Source organism: Nonlabens dokdonensis DSW-6, from assembly GCF_000332115.1.
GTDB classification, from domain to species: domain Bacteria; phylum Bacteroidota; class Bacteroidia; order Flavobacteriales; family Flavobacteriaceae; genus Nonlabens; species Nonlabens dokdonensis.
The window spans coordinates 870,452-890,714 of the sequence record NC_020156.1; the positions used below are offsets into that span (position 1 = coordinate 870,452).

Here is a 20,263-nt window from a genome sequence, read left to right on the forward strand (position 1 = left end):
ATAAGCACTTACTAGATCTTTACCTTGTATGGTGATGTGATTATGTTCTTGAATGTTTATGGTATCGTTATTCGTATCTATATTACTTGATCATCACTTTTAAACCCTTGACCAGTTCCATTAAACTACCGCTACTACCATCTACCGTCCAGAGATTATCACACCAATCCATACTGCCCCAAGAACTACCTCCTATATTCATACAGTGGAATCTGTTTTTCTTCTTTTGCAGTTTTTGGACTTCTTTGATTCGCTGCTCGTTTAGAGATGGGAAAACACCATCAGTAATCATTAATAAATCAGCATTTTTATAAGTATCAGATTTCATGGTATCGATAGCATATTCTAATGCTGGATCGATGTCCGTACCACCATGGAAACTATGCCCTAAAAATCTAGCTAGTTGCGCGATGTCCATGGTTTTGGTATTCAACTCTATTGTTTTAATGCTTGTAGAAAATGAAATGATCGTCATAGGTCTATCGTCCTTTGAGGCTTCTTTTGCAATGGCTAGCGCGATGAGCTTTGCCATTAACTCTGGTGTACCGTGCATACTACCACTAGTATCTACCGCTATAAGAAAAGGCCCTTTATCTTGCGGTATTTCTTTATCTACTGTAATCGTACGGTTTTCTTGAAACTGAGTGGTATTTCTATCAATTAACTCTAAGGTTTGAATTTTCTTTTCGGCAAATTTCTTTAGAAATATATCTTCTGTTTCTGGTGTTTCAAGGAGCGCCATCTCGCCTGGTAATGCATAATTGAGATCATTACTTTCTTTGATACCCATTACCTCAGCCTTACCATGTGGATTAATGACATCTTCAGGTCTGAAGAACATTTCTTGCATTTCTTCTTTCTCAACGGCAATTCCTGCCAGTCTCAATCGGCCTAAAAGTGCTGCCAGCTCTTTTACATGTTTATTTTCTTCTAGTAAAGCGGCATATTTCTCAATGGCATCCGTGTCCATTTCTTGCCATAATCCATTTGATAAATCCCATAATCTACCTGGTGGTAAAATTTCCTTAAGAATAGGATTGAGCTTTTTCATGAGGTCTAAGATCTTCTTCACATGCTCCTCTAATCGTTGCACCAGTTCTTTTCTCCATTCATCTATGGCATCAATTTCTGCCTGCATCGCTGCTAGATCTAATTGCTCTTCTAGGTTTTTGATGCGTTCATTTTTTAAGCGATCAATTTCTTTTTGAGAAGTAGATTGAGGTAAAGCGATGATTTTTTTAAATTGTTGATCTAGTTTATTGAGGTCTATCTGTCTTTTCTTATACTTTTCTCTAATAAAGTCTTTATGTCTATTATTTTGCTTCCAGTACTTTTCAAAGTATGTGTAACTATACCGATTAAGATCATCGATTAGTTGATCCTCCTTTGTGGTAATACCTGCATTGCTTAATTGAGCAGCGAGAGCTGTATTTGAAATAGGCTTCTGTTGCTTTTTCCATATGGCTATTAAATCGTTTTGAAAGTTTTTTATTTGTTCTGTTCTAGACGTTTGTAAGTCGTTGTCTTTTGTGGCAATTTCTTCATTATGGATTGTATACTCTTTTGATACAGGAATATTGTTTACGCTTTCGCGAAAGCGTAATTCCTTACCATCTTTCCACTGCTGTAATAATTCTCGATCTTCCTGAAATTGATCTTCTATTTCTTCAGGTGGCGATTCTTCCAAAGCCTTTAATATCTCTTCAGTGATTTGATCTTTAAATGAAGCATCTTCTTTCAATAAACTTCTAATAGCCCTATTACTCAAAAACTCTTGTAACAAAGATCGTGTAGAGTCAATCAATACTGATTTCTCTTGTGAAATTAAACGCCATTTATCTATGGTCGCAACAATTTCTGATCGTTGTTCTCTATTATAAAGAACACCAAAGTCAAGAAAGTCTTGCAGTTGTTCTTTACTTGAGCTTGTCATAATTTACCTTAATTTGAGCGAGTTGTTTTTCGAGCGCTTTAGTCTGAGATTTTAATTTAGATAAAGGATGATCCAGCATACTAGTAAGATGCTGTGATACAAATAGATTATCAAACGTATCCTTATTCTCTAAGATGTTGGAAGACTTTAGAAGCTTTTGAAACTCCTTAGTCAGAGATTTATGATTTTCTAGAATGTTTTTAGAGATGACGTCGTTGGGTTTTTTACGAGTTTTTTTCTTAACGTTCTCCTTTATCATCTGAATTCTGTATGAAATGAAATCATTATTCCAAGAGTTAAGTCTTTTGTGTAAAACATTTTTACCATACTTCTTAAAATCTCCACGGAATGCTCTGTTTCCATCATAGTAATATAACTGTTCAAAAAATGTAGTCAATTGATCCCAATCTTCTTTTTGTATCGCTATATCATCTGTAGGGTTTTCTTTAGCTACAAACTCGATATAAGTGCTATCATCTATTTCTCTTTCAACCAATACCTCTTTGGTAAGTTCTTCAAAAAAGGTGGTTTTTTCTACTACCATAGTTTTGAACCTTTCTATTTTACTGGTCCAATCTGCAAGGTCAGATTGCCCTTCTAGACCATGATTTAAAATAGCTTCTGTAACAAAATCGAGAACTCTATTCTCTTGAGAAGGATGATCCCAAATCATGTGGCGTATCAAAAAACAATCTGTTGCGTCTATTGCCTTACGATCATTCAGGTAAGCAGAGGTTTTAAGGATTTCAATGATCTTTTTCCATCGCCTGTCGGACACATAAATCTTGTGTTCGTTGATAGCGTCATTATTATAGAGATTGATGTAGTTTTTAATTTTTAATACTACATCTACTACGTGTATCAATACTTTTACTTGACTTGCCTTTTTCCTATGCATTTCATAGTCACGCGTTGACAGTTGTAATTTGGGGTCAATTTTAAAATCTGTTTGCGGCGCATTCATCAAGTAATCACTAAACTGAGACTGACCAGCAATATTTTTTACAGAAATACGTACAATGAAACGATCCCATAAGGCTTCCAGCCCTTGACCTTGATCGGGCAACTCATTACTTGCCGCGATTAATCCTTTGAGTGGAACTTTAATATCTTTACTACCATTGCGATATAGCTTTTCATTGATAATAGTTAATAATGTATTTTGAATGGAAGGACCAGCTTTCCATATCTCATCTAAAAAAGCAATGTCTGCATCTGGTAAATAACCTTTTACAGCTCTTTCATAGGTATCTGACTTTAGTTTAGAAATTGCCACAGGACCAAAAATCTCATCTGGTGTACTGAATCTATTCATTAGGTATTCAAATGCCGTAGCGTCTTTAAATACTTCTTTAATTCTGCGAGCAATCAAACTTTTTGCAACTCCTGGTTTTCCTAATAAAAATATACTCTGTCCTGAAAGAACGGTAAGCAAGGTTAGACGTATAGCTTGCTCTCTTTCATAGAGATCTTTATTTAAGGCGCCCAATAAGTCTTCAAAATGTTTTCTCATGCAACTACTTTTTCCCTTTTTGATTAGGGTTTAGCTGCTTACCCCTATTTCCCTGCGCCTTATCATAAGCCTTATTAGTACCTGATGTTCCTTTGTTTTTATTTACTTGATTTGAATTGTTGTTATTGTTTTTTTGAGCCATGGTATTATTTTAAAAATTAAAAAACCCTAAAACGCACTGATCCAATGATGTAGGAAAAAGAGTGTTTTAGGGGATTGTGAATATAAGAAATTGTACGTTTTTATTTGAAACCTAACACTCAAAAAAAGAAACACCCATAATAAATTTAGATACAGTTCCTATCTACCACTGTAGTATTTAATTGCAAAACTGCCCACAACTCTAGTACTGAAATAATCGAATCCAAATCCTATAGGAGCGCCTAGTAAAGGAACCATTTTGGTAAAACTAGTCAAGGATTTCTCGCCAGCTTTAGTAATAATTTTTTGTGGAACAACTTTCCATATTTTTTTCATTACTTCCACGGTAACCTTTTTCTGTATAGCTTTTTTTTGTAATTTCTTTAGAAGCTACCACACCTACTGTTTTTAACGCTTCTTTTGCAGAATTCCCTGCTAGTATTAAATAAACATCAGTTTTAAGATCTGCTGTATTGTGCGTCTGTCCATAAACATGAGCAATCGCAAAAGCTAGTCCTATTTGAATTTTCCAAGATGCAATTAAATCAACTGGTACAGTAATAGGTAAAGTAATTAAACCTCCTATTCCTGTAGCAGCGCCTACTAATCCATTTTTAAAGGACTTTCTATTCCTTATTTTTTTAGCAAGTTTTTCATTTGATATACTAGGATTTTGCTCACGTAATTTTGCAACATATCCCTCGATATATGATTTGTTTGCGCCTAAAAAAGTTTCAATGTATTGCTCGATCCAAAGAGCAACTTTGCCTTTATCTTCTTCTATGATTTGCTTTGACATAATTAATCCTTTATTGGACCAGTGGAACATTCACAATCATTAAAATTCTCTCCACAACTCGCACAAACTTTACTCTTTTTACTTTCTGGGTATTTTTTCATGTAATCAATTTTTATATAATATATTTTAAGAAGAATTAATCCAAATCTGGCGCACAAGGCGAGTTATCTCCATAAGGTTCTATATAACTCCAAAATGCTTTTCCTGCGCTATCCAGATAGTTCAAAGAGTAGTTATACTTTGTATTAGACCCTACTTGATATAAGTACTCACTACAGCCATAAGAGTATTTGCTCTTAAAACAAACTACGGCAAAATATATGGTGCTGTAATCTATTGTAGCTTCATAGAAAGTAACTTGAGATATCGCTGTACTTAATGGACTACTGTAGGTAGAGCCATAATAATTATCTTCTAAATATTCAATTTGCTCTTCACAGGATTGTGAGAACACCAGGCTTGATAAAAACAAGAATGTAATGGTGGTAAGAATAGTTTTCATAGCGTTTTATTTGAGTATAAAATCTTTGATGACTTTGTCCATATTAGCAGGAAGACCTGCTGTTTTAATCTCATACTTCTCAACTCCCATAGCATCAAACCATTCACTCCAATATTTCCTTATAACATCTTCTTCATACGGATTTTTACTATCTGGATTAATTCCTAAAACTAAAACTTCTAAATTATCGAGACCTTGCGTCGCAGGAATAAATCCATAATTATCATCATTAAACTTCTCTTCCCATTTACTAGTATTTAAACCATTTGCTCTAATCGTTTGAGGTGTTATATAGGTACTTTTATTGTCTTCTTTAAACTTAGTATCCTTATGATAGATGTAGCCGTCAGTCAACACAACTAATATGTTACGGTGATCTTTTTCTACACAATAATCTTTAACTTTAGTTTTAAAGAATTTCCAAGTATCAGAACCTATATATTTATCACTGCTATTGCTAGTTTATATATTTCAACTGGCATAGAATCATAAACCTTTCGAACTTCATCAATTTTATTTAGAGTAGTTGTTTTTCTAGTAAAAGAATATTTTAAATTACTGGACATTTTATTTATACTTTGATTTAAAGGCTCAGGATCAAAGAAGACTTGAATTTTATCATTCATTAATCGGACCTTTTTTCCTCTCAAATGAGAATAAAAAGCAGTAGATACAGATTTTATGTATGCTGCATCACGTTCATAAAACTCCATTGTGGGGTTAGGATATTTTTCTGGATTAATTCTATCTGATAAGTCAAGAAGAAAACTAATATTAAGATTTTCAGTCCCAGTACTAGTCTTTTCAATTAACAGTTCATCTAAAGCTAGAGAAGAATCAAGATCATCATTTTCAGTATCTTTCTTACAACTAGTGAGTAAAAAAGAAATTAAAATGAATGAGAAGAAAAAACAATCCCTATTAATGCATTTATAAATTTTCATATTTGGTTTAAATTATTATTAAGAATAAACTACATTTTGATGGTCAGACTCAGAAACATTTAGTTTCTTCAAATGATCACTTGCTACTATTTCACATTTTTCTCTCAAATCATCTAACTGTTTATTAGGAAACTTGAGTTCTGAATTGATGGCTTGATACCATCCTTTCATATATTGATAATGGTAATGGAGATATTCTTTAACAGGAAATATGAATCCGTCAATTTTGGACTGAAGCTCTGCAATTTTGCCTTCAATTTCTGAAATATCATGTTTTAATTTATCTATTTGCTCAATAAGCTCATGTTTCTTCTCCACATCGTTCCTAATAGCTTCTTTCTTGTTACGGATAAAATTTCTTATTTTGTCTACGTTCTCATATTCTTTCATCACAAAATCAAAAACCAATCCCCAGATAATATAAACTACAAATCCTGCGAATATAATTCCCCAAAAGTTAACGCTTTGAATAGCATCACCAGCAGTAAAAGATTCTCCTGGAAGTGCATTAAAATCAAATATTTTTTTCTCTATCAAATAAGCCAGAATAACATCAAAAAGGAAAGTCAGAAGAAATAGTACAATCAGTTTCATAACACTCTTCCATCCTTTTTCTTTCTGAAACATATGAACTAAGTACCCCAAGCCCATAAAGACAAATGGTATTGTCCCTACAAAAACTGCTTCCAGTACACCATCGTTTAACGCTTTGCTTAAAGCTTCAGCATCAAAGATAGCAGCCGTTAGACTTCCGTCTTCAAAGTTTTTAAAAAATGATGAATAAGACGCAGAAATATAAAATACAAAAAGATAAATTGTTATCGGGAGCAGAAGTGCTAGACCAATATAGAACTGCGCTTTAGGCCTTTTATCTACATCAATACCATATTTATCAGGATTCGTCTTCACATCCATAATCTCAAACTTATGCCTGTCTATATCATCAATTTTAGCTTTAAGTTGCCCCTCATAAATTGACAATGCTGTTTCTGATCTTCTAAGATTAGTCTTCTCTTGTTCTTGGCTCTGTTTATGAGGTTGTTTTAAAATCTCCTGTTCATTGAGCTGTTTTCTACATAAATCCTCAAAACTATTATAGAGATCACTTAGAGACATTCCTAGAGTGAGAGGTTCTCCCAATGCCTTGGTAGAATCTCCATAACCTGATTGATAGTAAGTAACTCTGATTTGTTCTCTCGCCTCTTGTGTGTCAACCTCTTTAAGAACTGGCTTCACAGTTTCATTTTTTAGCTTGAATAAATTTTTAATTGAACTCATAATTTTAAGAGTTTATACTATTGATGATTTCTGTTTTACTTACACCTTCTTTAGCAGACTTCAAGAGAAAATCGGCTAAAGCTTCAATGTTTTCATCTAAAAATTCAAACTTCTTACAGTATTTAGTCAATGTAATATATTCATCATCATCTACTCTGCCGTCTGCCCAGATCATAATAGCTAAATCATATAAATACTCGATTCGAGTTTCTAAAGATTCTGGAATAGAAGTATCTATCGATGGATTTAATAGAATACTATCTAGCTGTTCTTTTGTCAATCCTCTATCATTAGCAAATTTGTATAACATTTCTAATTCTAGTTTATCAAAACTATCATCTGCAAATGCAATTTGATAAAGACGTAAAAAATGACCTTTTAATTGGTTAGTTATCATTAAGTTGGTTATTAAATTATTCTGATAATCGATCTAAAAAACAAACCTAAACCTATCTTACATAAATTCTTTACGGTTTCCCGTAGCACAGGTCTAATTAGTTATAAATATCTTTGCAAATCTTGATTTGTCTTCTAGCTCAACTGGAGTAATAGACGCTTTTATAATTCCGCTTTCGCGAAAGCGAAACATTCAACCAACCAATTATCTTTTAACTAATGAGTAGAAAACACCTATTACTTTTACTGTTCTTTATGATGAGTTTACCACAACTTATCATAGCCCAAAAAGAAACCTCACTCGTTTCCTGGAACATCAGAGACTTTGGGAAAACAAAGTCTGCTGAAGAAATAGAAGATATTGCCGAAATCTTAAGAGATTACGACATCATCGCTATTCAAGAAGTGGTGGCAGGATATGGTGGTTCTCAAGCGGTAGCTAGACTGGCAGACGAGCTGAATAGAAAAGGTAGCAAATGGGATTATTCCATTAGCTACTCCACAAAGAGTCCTAAATACAAGACGGAGAAATATGCTTTTCTATGGAAAACAAGTAAGGTAAAAGTAGTTGAAAAAGGATCCCTAATTAAAGAGCTGGAAGCATGTGTTTATCGGGAACCCTTTCACATCAAGTTTAAAGCAAACGGGAATAAATTTACTGTTATCAATTATCATTTTAGAAAGCACAGCGAGCAACCAGAGACAGAAGTAAACTGTATAAGTGATTACATCCTCAACCATAAAGAGGAAAATATTATTCTTGCTGGAGATTTTAATTTATCAATAGGTCATAGCGCGTTCAACTCATTAAAAGAAAATGACTATAAAGCGTGCCTCGACGGCGATAGAACGACCTTAAAAAGAACCTGTAAAGACAACAATTACTTGAATCATGCAATAGATAACATTCTCCATGATTCACTTAAAAACGAATTAATAGAATGTGGCACGATTGACTTTGTGCAAGAATGTGATCGGTTAGAAGCCATGAGAATGCTTTCTGATCACTTGCCTGTTTTTATAAAGTTTAAGAGTAATAAAAAATAACTGTACCGGTCTCGACTCTTTGTAATAGTTTACCAGCACCATCAAGATTTTAAATAATTAAAACGAGCCGCGCCCTTAAGTAAGAGTCACAAAAAAAGCCCTTGATTTCTCAAGAGCTTTTTAACTTTAGTAGCGGGAACTGGACTCTTCTCGAACCAAATATACTATCAATTAAAGGAATTATACAAGCTGAAACCCATTCTTGAGGACGAGGGATTGTATCCGATCAATGATGATGTTGAATCTTTAAAAATCAACATCGGTGCATAAAGTACATAGTATACCGATAGATCTCTGCCAATATGCATTGAAAAACCGAAAGATTAATGAACTAAAACTATTCATTCATCTTAAAGATATCAGCAGTGGTCATATTAAATTCTCAAATACAATTTTTGACTATAAAATTGACTGGGCAGAGGATTTAGGTTTAAATCATAAGACTATTAAAAAATGTTTAAAGTGGCTCATAGAAGAAAAGTGGCTCACTATAAACAACAAAAGGAAATCTATACGAGTAGTTGGGTATCGACAGTTAAAGAGAAAAATGATGTTTGACAATAATTCTTCTGCCTTATGGGAATCAGAAGACTATAATATGTTTAAACCATTTTGTTGTTCAGCTGTAATTAGTTTTTATAGGAATAAGAAAAGATTTATTGATCATAGGCGATCGGCAACTAATATGGAGCGTGCCAGTATGAATCGCAAGAGAGATAAAGATTTTTATTCAATTCCAATACAGTATATCGCAACATGTATTGGAGTAAGTAAAACAACCGCCAACTCTTATATTAAGATTGCGATAGAATCAGGGATGATTGAAGTTAAAAAAGACATTAAAACGCTGAAAACAGAAACAGGAAAACCAATTACACTAGAACATTACTCCAGCTTGAAAATTTCCTATAAAGGATATGTATTTAATGGACGACTTAGAAGAGGTAAAAAGTACGTGAAATTAATTTGTGCAAATCGGATTAAGTCAAATCTACACTTAAAACACAAGCGTTATTCTTAAAGGAAAAAATCGGAACGTAAGTTATGGTTACCTAAGGCAAAGAATAATGGAGGAACGGAGCCTCAAAACTATCCAAAATCAATGCACGAGTAAAATAAATCTATAGTAATAAGTTATGCATAAACATAGAACAAGGAAAATATTTCAACGGAGAATGAATGAAGGTCTAAACATTTTTGACCTCATAGACTCATTTAGTTTAGATTATTCTGATATAGAAATATGGGTGTCAGATGATAGAAGTTTTTATCTAGATTACCTTAAGGCTATCGATATAACGGAGAAACAGGATAACTTCATCAAGGCTTACAAAAGACATTTATGTAACGTATCGAAAGCATGTAGAAAAGTGAATATTCACCGCAGTACCTACTACGATTGGAAGAACAAATCCGACAGTTTTTCCAATTTGGTCGATTCAGCTAGGGAAGAAATGTATGATGACATCGAAAGTATCCTCCTTAATAAAATCATTGTTGAAGGCAATACAAGACTTCTAATGTTTTATGCCAGTACAAGAATGAAAGACAGAGGTTATGGGTCGACAGTCATAGTTAAAGGAGACAATAGGTTAATCCAAGGATACTCAAATAAGTACTCTGGAATGACTATCGAACAACTGGACAGTAAAATATCTGAATTACAGGATTTTAAGCAATAAAACAAGCCTCTTAGATTGGTCAAAAGTCACTTTCTGCATAGTTTTAAAAAAAACTTATGCATCCAGAAATTTTCACTATCGGATATGGAAACCAGAGAATTGAAGACATAATATTTAAGCTGAAAAGATTTGGGGTCACGCTACTTGTTGATGTGCGCACTACTCCATTCTCCAGATTCAATCCAAACTTTAGAAAAGTAAAGCTTGAACTCCATTTAATGAACAATGATATCAAGTATCTATTCTTAGGTAATGAGTTAGGCGGAAGACCTAATGACGTTAGTTGTTACACTGATAATGTAGTTGACTATGACAAAGTAATCAGAACCGAAATATTTCAAGAAGGTATTAATGCTGTAAAAGAACTATCAACAGATTTTAATATCGTTCTCCTTTGTGCAGAGTTGAATCCAAACAGTTGTCATAGAAAGGCTATGATAGGTGATTATTTAGAATTAATGGGTTACAGAGTGAAACATATACTCAAAGACGGTACGATCTTAAATGAACTCTTCTAATGATTACGTTTCTTAAACATCCATCTAAAAAATGTAACTAATGAATAATTTTGTAGCCTATTATCGAGTTAGCACTCAAAAACAAGGGAGGTCTGGGTTAGGATTAGATTCTCAGAAAAAAGCGGTACTAAATTTCCTGTCAGTAGATGACGTCATATCTTGCGAGTTTACCGATATCGAAAGTGGTAAAAACAACAATAGACCCAATTTACTTAAAGCAATTGATATTTGTAGACAATCTGGAGCTATATTACTCATTGCAAAATTAGACAGGCTTAGTAGAAATGCTGCGTTTATTTTTAAACTCAGAGACTCACAGGTCAAATTCAAATGCGTAGATATGCCAGAAGCAAATTCTGTAACGATAGGAATTATGGCTGTTCTCGCCCAAGATGAAAGAGAAAGAATAAGTATAAGAACCAAAGCAGCGTTAGCGGAAAAGAAAAGTCAAGGTTTCAAATTAGGAAATCCAGAAAATCTGACCTCAAAAGCTCGGATTAAAGGAATGGAGCAGAGAATTAGGAATGCTAGATTAGACAGCAACAATAGAAAGGCTACAGCGATGATAGTTGCTTTAGAAAAACAAGGGAAAACATTTTATACAATAGCAAACGAATTAAATAATTTGGGCTTTTGTACAAGAAGAGGAAATAAATTTCAACAGAATCAAGTACAAAGATTATTTAATAGATTTGTAGAAGAACAAAAACAGAATATATGATTTAAGAAATTATTATAAATATAAAAGGAAGCGTTAGCTTTTTAGGTATCATAAAATCGCCAAATTTTAAAAATTCACCTATAAAAAGTATGACGCCCACGTGGATAATGGCGTGGGCTGTACTTATATGGTGGATGGGTGTTTGGCGATACCTTTGATACTTATGAGCCTCAGTTCCACGCTTCTTAATTTTCACAATGCTACAAGGACTGGTAGCTCATACTAATAAATATGTCTATAAACACCCTGCCGTTGAGGTATCATAAAATCGCCAAAATCACTCTACTTATTCTTATTGGTTTTGTATCTAGTTGCTCGAACAATTCAAAAAAAAGTCCGCTAGATGAACTTTGGAAATATCAAGACTATATTAAAGATTCTGAAAAAATCACCTCTCAATTAGATTCTTTAGCATTAAGTCAAAGAAATTTAGCTATAGAAAAACTTAAACAAAACAACACCTATATACAGATTGTAGATAGCTTACAAACAAACCCAGAATATTTAGTTATACTAAATGCCATCAATGATGGTGTAAGGAGTAGTTACGTTAATCAAGAAGGAAAGGAAATGTTTTCTATTGATGAATCATTATTAGCTAAAGTAGAAAGATTACCAAATGCTGATGACAAAATTGAATTTATTATAAACGTCACACTTTTAACGCTTCCAAATAAGGGAGGTCTAACGCAACCAATATTGAGTAGTTTGAATCGATATCAAAAACGATTCAATTACTATGGATTACCACAAACCTTTTATAATACAAAGGGAGAAAAGAAATGGAGCATTGACTACCCATACGATCTCAGTGCCATTTTCAACATACTTGATCCAAACAATAAAAAAGCTATAAATGCACTTTACGAAGCAAAATCAAAAGGCATTTCTAATTGGTTTACTGCCAATGACAAGAAATTTATTAATCCAAGATTAGCTACTGTCGAAGGCTATATTAAATTTCTTAAGTCAAATCATAAAAGAAGCGACCATTTACCTGATAATTATGATTCTGAATTTTGGGAAAATTATGATGAGGAGGTTAATATTAGAATTATAAAAATGATCCTATTTAAAGACTGTAAAGGTCTACAAAAGGAGTTTGATATTGCTGACAAAAATTCTGAAAGTCAAAGAATAAGAACAGGTTCTGGTAATGTTCAGCTTATGAACTTCATTAACTCTCAAATGATTAAAATGGATTGTTTCTAAATCAATCTTCTACCAATAAATTAACGTTTTACACGTATTATATTTATTGTAAATTGCAAAAAAAAACGACTTGTCTAGCCACAAAAAATTTCACTTCCCAGTAATAGAAAAAGTTACAATAAAAAACTTTTCTCTTTATAAGAGAAAAGAAGCTGTTGAAATAACATTTGACAAAGATGTATTTTGTCTTGCTGGTGCAAATGGATTAGGGAAATCAACCTTTTTAACAATAATAAATTATGGGCTTACCGGTGTGGTTCTTAATCCTAAAAAGAATTTCAAGTCTATAGTTTCGACATCTCAATTTTATAACCAAAACAAAAAATTCGCTGAGGAATACTTCAATGGTAGAATTTTAGAAGAGGATAGAGAAAGGGCTAGCGTTATTATAAAGTTGAAAATAGGAGATAAAAGAATTGAAATAGAAAGAAGCTTTTTTCAATCTGATCAACTAATTTCCTTTAAGAAGGGTTTGAATGAATATACCAAACTGTCAGAAGCGAAAAAGCATCAAGAATATGTAGATTTTGTTTTGAAGGAAACTGGGCTGAACAGCTTTGATCAATATTTTTTTATTCAGCATTTCATATTAACATTTGATGAATATCATCATTTACTATTTTGGGACGAAAGTCTAATGGAAACTGCACTATATCTATTTATAGGACTTAATCCAGAAGAAGCCCAAAATGCTAATGAGTTACGAAAAAAAATAAATCAATTTGGATCAAACATTAGAAACTGGAGTGACCAAAGAAACAGAACACTTAAAACGGTTAAGTCACTAGAAGACAAACTGCAGGAGGCAAGCTCTGGTATTTCAGATGAAATCTCTAAAGAATATGAAATATTAGATGACGAGGTTCTTGAACTTAAAGAGAAAGTCTATTCTAACACTAGAGAAACTAAACAAGCGGATCTTAACTTATCAGATTACTCCCTACGAAGAACTGAATTAGAAAATGTATATGAACAACAATTCGGGCGACTTTTTGAAAATAATCAAAAAGACTTATGTGATGATGAGCAGTTAAAAAAAATATTCCAAAGCCTTCAAAATGAAATTTGCAATGAGTTAGACTACAGTAAATCTATTGATGATATAGTGGCGAGGATACGACAGGAGCACTGCCAAAGCAAGAAGCAAGATGATTTAATAAATACAGATGATCTAAAAACAATCGATAAACAGATTCAAGAAATCAAAGATAACATCGATAGATCTAATAAGATTAAAATAAGATTACAAGGTGAATATACAGAGCTTCACAAAGCTATTCTAGATAAAGAAAAGCGTCTATTTAAAATCGAAGAAGAATATGGGGAAATTATAAAGTCTTTAAGAGCAGATTCAAAAAATGATGTCACCGGTGTACTTTCTTCTTACGAAAAGCAAATAGACAAACTAAATGAAGATATTGAAGCTAGAAAGACTGATCGTGAAAAAAAGAAAGATCAACTAAAAGAGCTTGAAAAAACTCTTTATAAAAGTTTTAAAAAAGCTCAGGATGATTTTATTCCAAAATTCAAAAGTTACGTAGAAAATTTTCTGGGCTTTGAAGTACAAATCCACTTGAGGAATAGGACAGGCGGAACTGTTCTAGTGTTAGAGATAAATGATACAGAGAGAGTAAAATCACATCAACTCTCAGAGAGTCAACGCTACTTTGTGGATATAGGTTTAAGAATGGCTCTTATTGATTATGCGTGTAATTCAGCAATGTTCTTAATTGATACTCCAGAAGGATCTCTCGACATAGCTTATGAAAGTAAAGCTGGAAAAATGTTTGCTAATTTTGCTTTTAATAATAGATTATTAATGACTGCGAATATCAATTCTTCTGAATTATTATTAGTACTTGCTGATCAGTGTAAGGATTCTAGAATGAAATTAGAAAGAATGACTGAATGGACGTTGTTGTCTGACGTACAACAACAGGAAGAAGATAAAATTGATAGAGCCTACGACGCAATTGAAAAAAAGCTGAACTCAAATGCAGATTAACCCATATACAACATATGATGTTATTTCATTAGTAGAGAAATTGCAAAAATTACTTGGGGACGTCGCTGAGCAAGAAATTCAATTGTTTTCTTATTTAGCTTGTTTACTCTCTCTTTATGACGGTAAAACACTGACTTATTGGAACTACCATTTTATAAAGAATGACATAGGTGCTCCATATTCAGTTCAGATAAATGAAGCGATTAAATTATTGAATAGAAATGATATGTTAATCAGCGACGATGGTTACCTACAAATAACTGATCGAGGTATGATTAATTTTAATCGCTTATCAGAATTAAATTTAAATGCAGACCGAGAGAAATATCTCAATGCCTCAGTCAACTGTTTACAATATTCACCCTTTTCAGTTGTTAAAGAATCTCTGTTCAAGGAACCTATTCTAAATGACGTTATTGAAATTTCTGATAGAAAAAATTTACTAGATGAAGAGGATCTATCTGTCGAGCTTTTGTATGAACAATTCACAAGTTTACATAAGGCTTTAGAGGGTAAATATTCTGATCACTTAGTTGTTCCAGCTTTAACTTGGCTTTCTTTACTTGGTAAAAATCAGATTGGATAATATGGATGTTACTGATCTGATAGAAAGCTATCTTAAAAATCTGTATGTAGCCAAAATAATTGATGCCTATGGAGCTATTGGAGAGCAAAACCTGAATAGATTGACGAAGGAACTCAGGGATATATATACCGTTTTAGATTTAAGAAAATTTGATTCAATATACGTACTAAAAAATATGGAGGACGAGTGTCTAATTAGAGACGCCTCCTTTTATAAACTCAACGAATTAGTCAGTTGGACAAAGAGTAATGTTTTAATTGAATTGAAAGATAATGGCTATTTAGTTCGTGAAATAGAAGACTTCGATCCGCAAAACTTCTGTGACAAGGCAATAATCTATGAATATACAAACTTATACGAAAGCTTTTATCTTTCAGATGGAAGTAAGGATAAATTGAATCATTTAGAAGGACACGATAGCTATTTTATTAAACCATCTTACAAAGAATTAGATGAAGCTTTGGCTCAATATAAAAGAAAGGAAGCTAGAACATCATCTTGTCTTATAATGAGAGCGAAGGCATGGACAAATGATAATCGAGTCGTTCTCGTCCCTTCGCCTGAATGGATTTTAAGAGATTCTTTATACCAATTTCTAAAGAGTAATTTAAGGAATTACAAAGAACTCTTAAGAGAACAAAATGTAAATGTTAGTAAACCAATAGATATTAAAATCTCTTGGAACTATAGTAACAAAGTAGCATTGATCGAAGTAAAATGGATTGGAATGTCTGGTTCTGGTAATGCTTATTTAAAAAACAAAGCAGAACGTCGTGTAAATGAAGGTGCTATACAATTAGTAGAATATCTAAATTTGTTTAGAACGGAATCACCAGATCAAAATACTAGAGGCTACCTCGTAACTTTCGATGCTAGGAGAGATAAAGTATCCAAAGATACGACCGCATTATCTAGGGAAGATGGTTTCAAATTTCAAAATGAAGAAATTGATTTAGATCCCAATTATCCTTCCCTAAGAAATGACTTTGAACCTCACGTAAGGATATTTTTAGAACCTAACTGTTTAAACTGATGATTAATAACGATTTCAGGCTAAAAGATAAAGGCTATTCTAATGCGCCAAGCACCCGAGAGCAATCAAGACATCGATGGTATTACTACAAAGAAGGTTTTTCAGAAAAGTTAGTTAGACAAGGTATTGACTTGTATGAGTTAAATTCAAAATCGACTATTCTTGACCCATTCAATGGAAGCGGAACCGTAACATTAACAGCTTCGCAAAACTTAATTCCTTCGATAGGGTTTGAGGTCAACCCATTTACAAGCTTTGTTTCCAAATCAAAAACTTTGAACGCAGATCCTAAAAGACTAATGGATCAATACAATAAAGTCAAGGAATCTATTGATAGGGGTTCTAAATCACCTTTAGAAAATTTTTCGACATTCACTGAAAGTAATAAAAACAATAGCAAATGGCTTTTCAACAAAGAAGTACTGCAAGCTTATGAAGGAGGTCTCAACATTGTTAAAAATGATAAATCCAATTCATCAAAACTACTAAAGCTAGCACTAATGTCGTCCGTGATGGATAACTGCAATGCTAGAAAGGATGGTAAGTGTGTCAGGTACAAGAATGACTGGCAAGAAAAAGGGTATTCTAAAGAAACTTTACTTACTTCTTTGGATATAAAAGTTAATCAAATTATTGCTGATTTAGAAAATCGTATTGTTCAAAGACCAAAAATTATTTCTGGTGATGTAAGAAAACAATTAGGCAAAATCTCTGAGAAATTTGACTTTTGCATAACATCACCACCGTACTTGAACACCTTTGATTACACGGACATTTATCGACCTGAATTATTCATGGGAAAATTTGTAAAAAGTCATGAAGAACTTTACAGATTGAGATTAAAAACTTTACGTTCTCATGTTCAAGCTAGATGGAAACATTCAAAAAAAGAAGATTTTGGATTACTATTCAACAAGATCATCAACGACTTGAAAAGGAATGAAAGTCAAATTAGACATAAGCAAATCATTCCAATGGTTTATGCTTATTTTGATGACATGGAAAAGATATTCCAGCAACTCAAGACAAAAGCAAATGAAAATGCTCACTTATGGATCGTAGTTTCAACTTCTGCATACGCCAATGTTCATATTCCAGTCGATTTGATTTTAGCGGACATTGCTTCAAATAACGGGTGGAAACTAAGAGAAGTTGGTGTACTAAGAGACATTTTGAAAAGAAAGTCTAAATACAGCCCCGATATAGATAAGCTTAGAGAAAGTCTAATAATCCTAGAAAGGAAATAGACTTCTTTAAATATTTAATTTTGTTACATTAATGTAATATCGTACCTTTACCAAAAATTTTGCTATGGGTATAGATGTAAATAAATTGCGTTCAAAAGAGGTATTAACAAAGTTTGATCAAAACGCAACAATTGAAAAACTGGAGCAAATTCCAGAGAAGTTGATCCAGTTTTCTGCCAGTTCAACAATAAAATATTGTCTAAACAAAAAATTTAGAGCTAAATCAGAGCCAAGTGCAAGAGTCCTGAACAACTGGATTGAAAAGGGACTCGTCCAAGTTTCACCTGATGATAAAGGTAAAATCAAACGTTTTGATAAGATTGAAAGTATTTGGATAAATATAATTATTGAGCTAAGAAGTTTTGGAGTTTCAATACCAAGTCTTTTAAGAACTAGGAAGATTTTATTTGATTATTTATTAGGAGAATTTTCGCTAATTAAATTTCAATTTTTAAATGCAATCCTCTTAGAGTCGCAAGTATTAATCGTTTATAAAGATGGAGGCGCAAGAATACTTTCTTCTAAAAACTATCAAGCAATAGCACTAAAAAGTCAACTTCTCCCTCATATAAGGCTTGATTTAGATCTTTTCATCAAGCCCGAATACCCCAACAATACTTTAGATAAAATATCGCTTCTAAGCCTTCCTTTTGATTCAATTGAAAAAATCAAACTTCTATTCTTTCTGCGCACTGGAGACTATCAATTTCTCAAAGTAAAAATTACGGAAAATGATATTCGATACATCGAACATTACGATATGTTACTCCAAAGTGATGACGTTATTCAATCTATTGAAAATTGGTCTTTTTCAGAAATACTAGTAAGTATCGATGAAGAAAATAGCACTATAATAAATGGTAAAAAGTAGTGGATGTATGTTATCAATTGAAAAATGTCAAATTATTCTGGAAGATAACAGCGACCGTTGTTATTCTAAAGAGGAGGTGATTCAAATACGAGAATTTCTTGAAAAAATGTCGAGATTGGTAAATGAAGAAGCTAGTAGACAGAAAAGAGAATGAAAAAATATAAAACCGCAGTAGGCTACCTACGCATAAGCTCAGAAAGTCAGAAGGATGGTTCTTCAATTGAGGAGCAAAAGCTAAGTATAAAAAGTTTTTGTACGAATCAAGGAATAGTATTATTAGAATTATATGTAGACACATTTTCAGGTAAAACATTTAATCGACCAGAATTTGAAAATTCATTTAAATATTTAAAGGATAATCGAAATGATGTGGATCTGTTTTTAACAAAAAAAGCTGACAGATTTACTAGAGGCTTGAAAACAGGATTAGAAGCATTTGATGAAATTTCAGAATTAGGGATTGAAGTTAATTTTGTAGATGAATGGATTGAAAACATTCAATCTCCTCAAGGGCAAATGCTTATGCATTTAAAATTTACGTTTGCTGAATATGAAAGAGCTTGTATTTATGAAAGGACGAGAGCAGGTGAAAGAAGAGCATTACAGAGCGGAAGATATACTAAAACTCCACCTTTAGGGTACAGCAGAGGAACTATTTCCAGAGGAGAGTTTATCGGGAAAAAAGGAATGGTTCCGAATGAGAAAGCTCCATTAGTTAAAGAACTTTTTGAAGACTACTCCACTGGATTATACAATCAGAGAGAGCTACTAACTAAATTTAGAGCTAAAGGTCTGAAAACTTCAAAAAGTGCAATAAGCGTTATACTTTCAAATCCTCTTTACGCAGGAATAATTGACTTAAAAAGATACGAGACTTCGCCTTTTACCCAGATCAAAGGATGTCATCAGCCAATTATAACGGAAGATCTATTCCTAAAAGTTCAGAGAATCAAGCAAGGCAAAAACAAGAATAAAAAGAAAATTAGAGGTAAAAATCCACTATTCCCCTTAAACACCTTTCTCTACTGTAGCTCATGCGGTAGTCCTATGAGAGGAAGCACAAGTAATAATGGTAAAAAAAGAAATAAGACAACTTGGTATAATTATTACAGATGTGCAAATAATTGTGGTGAGTCATATACTCCCGAAGAAATTCACTCTAAATTCCTATCTGCCTTGGCGTCTATTAAACCCTCAGCGGAAGTTATAGAACTTTTTCGTCATATCCTCATAGACAATTACAAAACCAATTCTCGGAATAGAATAAAAATGCTATCTAACATTAATAAACAAATTGAAGAGGTTGAAAAATTACAATTGTCCCTCACAGATAAATTTGCACGAGATTTGCTTTCTAACGAAATATATCAGAAAGCTATAACAGCAACTGAATATGATATCAACAAGTTAAAAACGGAAAGAGAACAGCTGGGAGACTATCAAGATGGCTTAGACAAATACGTAAGATTTGGCTTAAACATATTTGTCAGCCTAGACTATTATTACAAAAATGCTTCAATAGAGGTTAAAACGAAATTGCTAAGTTCGTACTTTAACGATAAGTTATATTTTGATAAAAATAAATTCCGAACCTTACCCTTTGTTAATATCATCAACCTCATTTGCAATAAAAACAAGGGTTTCCAACAATTAAACAAAAAAAAAGGAGCTAATAAAAATATTAACTCCTTGGTAGTAGCGAGGACTGGACTCGAACCAGCGACCTTCGGGTTATGAGCCCGACGAGCTACCTACTGCTCTACCTCGCGATTTAAAAACTATCAGTCACTTGTTTTACAACTTCAGATCATTACTCTGACGACTTATTGTTTTAT

21 protein-coding genes and 1 tRNA gene are annotated in these 20,263 nt (G+C 32.9%); 12 read left to right on the forward strand and 10 right to left on the reverse strand.

Annotation, left to right across the window (positions count from 1 at the left end):
* Positions 1-82: 82 nt before the first annotated feature.
* The 9 genes from DDD_RS03910 to DDD_RS03940 form a co-directional block, all read right to left on the reverse strand.
* Positions 83-1,933, reverse strand: a complete 1,851-nt coding sequence (locus tag DDD_RS03910) for a VWA domain-containing protein (protein ID WP_015361455.1) — start codon at positions 1,931-1,933, stop codon at positions 83-85.
* A complete protein-coding gene (locus DDD_RS17205) occupies positions 1,917-3,446 on the reverse strand; it encodes an AAA family ATPase (protein WP_015361456.1) in 1,530 nt (509 codons plus the stop codon). The genes DDD_RS03910 and DDD_RS17205 overlap by 17 nt, the downstream gene beginning before the upstream one ends.
* Positions 3,447-3,450: 4 nt before the next feature.
* Positions 3,451-3,588: a hypothetical protein gene (locus DDD_RS18100; protein ID WP_015361457.1), complete on the reverse strand. Its 138-nt coding sequence runs from the start codon at positions 3,586-3,588 to the stop codon at positions 3,451-3,453.
* Between the two features lie 291 nt (positions 3,589-3,879).
* Entirely contained in the window at positions 3,880-4,386 is a 507-nt protein-coding gene (locus tag DDD_RS03920) for a hypothetical protein (protein WP_015361459.1), read from the reverse strand.
* A gap of 136 nt (positions 4,387-4,522) precedes the next feature.
* Positions 4,523-4,888 (reverse strand): hypothetical protein, encoded by a 366-nt coding sequence (locus DDD_RS03925; RefSeq protein WP_015361460.1) that lies wholly within the window; start codon positions 4,886-4,888, stop codon positions 4,523-4,525.
* A gap of 6 nt (positions 4,889-4,894) precedes the next feature.
* Positions 4,895-5,245, reverse strand: a complete 351-nt coding sequence (locus tag DDD_RS18230) for a hypothetical protein (protein WP_236613395.1) — start codon at positions 5,243-5,245, stop codon at positions 4,895-4,897.
* Between the two features lie 77 nt (positions 5,246-5,322).
* Positions 5,323-5,832 (reverse strand): hypothetical protein, encoded by a 510-nt coding sequence (locus DDD_RS18235; protein WP_015361462.1) that lies wholly within the window; start codon positions 5,830-5,832, stop codon positions 5,323-5,325.
* 18 nt (positions 5,833-5,850) lie between these two features.
* A complete protein-coding gene (locus DDD_RS03935) occupies positions 5,851-7,110 on the reverse strand; it encodes an ABC transporter permease (RefSeq protein WP_041566916.1) in 1,260 nt (419 codons plus the stop codon).
* 4 nt (positions 7,111-7,114) lie between these two features.
* Entirely contained in the window at positions 7,115-7,507 is a 393-nt protein-coding gene (locus tag DDD_RS03940; RefSeq protein ID WP_015361464.1) for a hypothetical protein, read from the reverse strand.
* A gap of 218 nt (positions 7,508-7,725) precedes the next feature.
* Between DDD_RS03940 and DDD_RS03945 the strand changes: the two genes are divergently transcribed.
* The 12 genes from DDD_RS03945 to DDD_RS18385 all read left to right on the forward strand — a co-directional run bounded on the left by DDD_RS03945 (position 7,726) and on the right by DDD_RS18385 (position 20,165).
* Positions 7,726-8,553 (forward strand): endonuclease/exonuclease/phosphatase family protein, encoded by an 828-nt coding sequence (locus tag DDD_RS03945; protein WP_015361465.1) that lies wholly within the window; start codon positions 7,726-7,728, stop codon positions 8,551-8,553.
* Positions 8,554-8,815: 262 nt separating this feature from the next.
* A complete protein-coding gene (locus tag DDD_RS03950; RefSeq protein ID WP_015361466.1) occupies positions 8,816-9,574 on the forward strand; it encodes a hypothetical protein in 759 nt (252 codons plus the stop codon).
* A 154-nt stretch (positions 9,575-9,728) separates the two neighbouring features.
* Complete coding sequence (locus DDD_RS03955) at positions 9,729-10,235, forward strand: hypothetical protein (protein WP_041566917.1); 507 nt, start codon at positions 9,729-9,731, stop codon at positions 10,233-10,235.
* 56 nt (positions 10,236-10,291) lie between these two features.
* Complete coding sequence (locus DDD_RS03960) at positions 10,292-10,753, forward strand: DUF488 domain-containing protein (protein ID WP_015361468.1); 462 nt, start codon at positions 10,292-10,294, stop codon at positions 10,751-10,753.
* 40 nt (positions 10,754-10,793) lie between these two features.
* Positions 10,794-11,474 carry a recombinase family protein gene (locus DDD_RS03965; protein ID WP_015361469.1) on the forward strand — a complete coding sequence of 227 codons (681 nt, stop codon included), beginning with the start codon at positions 10,794-10,796 and terminating at the stop codon, positions 11,472-11,474.
* 231 nt (positions 11,475-11,705) lie between these two features.
* Entirely contained in the window at positions 11,706-12,686 is a 981-nt protein-coding gene (locus DDD_RS03970; protein ID WP_041566918.1) for a hypothetical protein, read from the forward strand.
* Between the two features lie 70 nt (positions 12,687-12,756).
* Entirely contained in the window at positions 12,757-14,691 is a 1,935-nt protein-coding gene (locus DDD_RS03975) for an AAA family ATPase (protein ID WP_015361471.1), read from the forward strand.
* The gene (locus DDD_RS03980) at positions 14,681-15,277 is read left to right on the forward strand and encodes a hypothetical protein (RefSeq protein ID WP_015361472.1); all 597 of its coding nucleotides are present in this window, start codon (positions 14,681-14,683) and stop codon (positions 15,275-15,277) included. Before DDD_RS03975 ends, DDD_RS03980 begins: the two co-directional genes overlap by 11 nt.
* Before the next feature lies 1 nt (position 15,278).
* Positions 15,279-16,310 carry a hypothetical protein gene (locus DDD_RS03985; protein WP_015361473.1) on the forward strand — a complete coding sequence of 344 codons (1,032 nt, stop codon included), beginning with the start codon at positions 15,279-15,281 and terminating at the stop codon, positions 16,308-16,310.
* A complete protein-coding gene (locus tag DDD_RS03990) occupies positions 16,310-17,557 on the forward strand; it encodes a restriction endonuclease subunit M (RefSeq protein ID WP_015361474.1) in 1,248 nt (415 codons plus the stop codon). The genes DDD_RS03985 and DDD_RS03990 overlap by 1 nt, the downstream gene beginning before the upstream one ends.
* 64 nt (positions 17,558-17,621) lie before the next feature.
* Positions 17,622-18,428 carry a hypothetical protein gene (locus tag DDD_RS03995; protein WP_015361475.1) on the forward strand — a complete coding sequence of 269 codons (807 nt, stop codon included), beginning with the start codon at positions 17,622-17,624 and terminating at the stop codon, positions 18,426-18,428.
* A 150-nt stretch (positions 18,429-18,578) separates the two neighbouring features.
* Complete coding sequence (locus DDD_RS18385; protein ID WP_015361477.1) at positions 18,579-20,165, forward strand: recombinase family protein; 1,587 nt, start codon at positions 18,579-18,581, stop codon at positions 20,163-20,165.
* Here the strand turns inward: DDD_RS18385 and DDD_RS04000 are convergent.
* Positions 20,125-20,197 (reverse strand) — tRNA-Met (locus DDD_RS04000). The genes DDD_RS18385 and DDD_RS04000 overlap by 41 nt on opposite strands.
* Positions 20,198-20,263 lie beyond the last annotated feature (66 nt).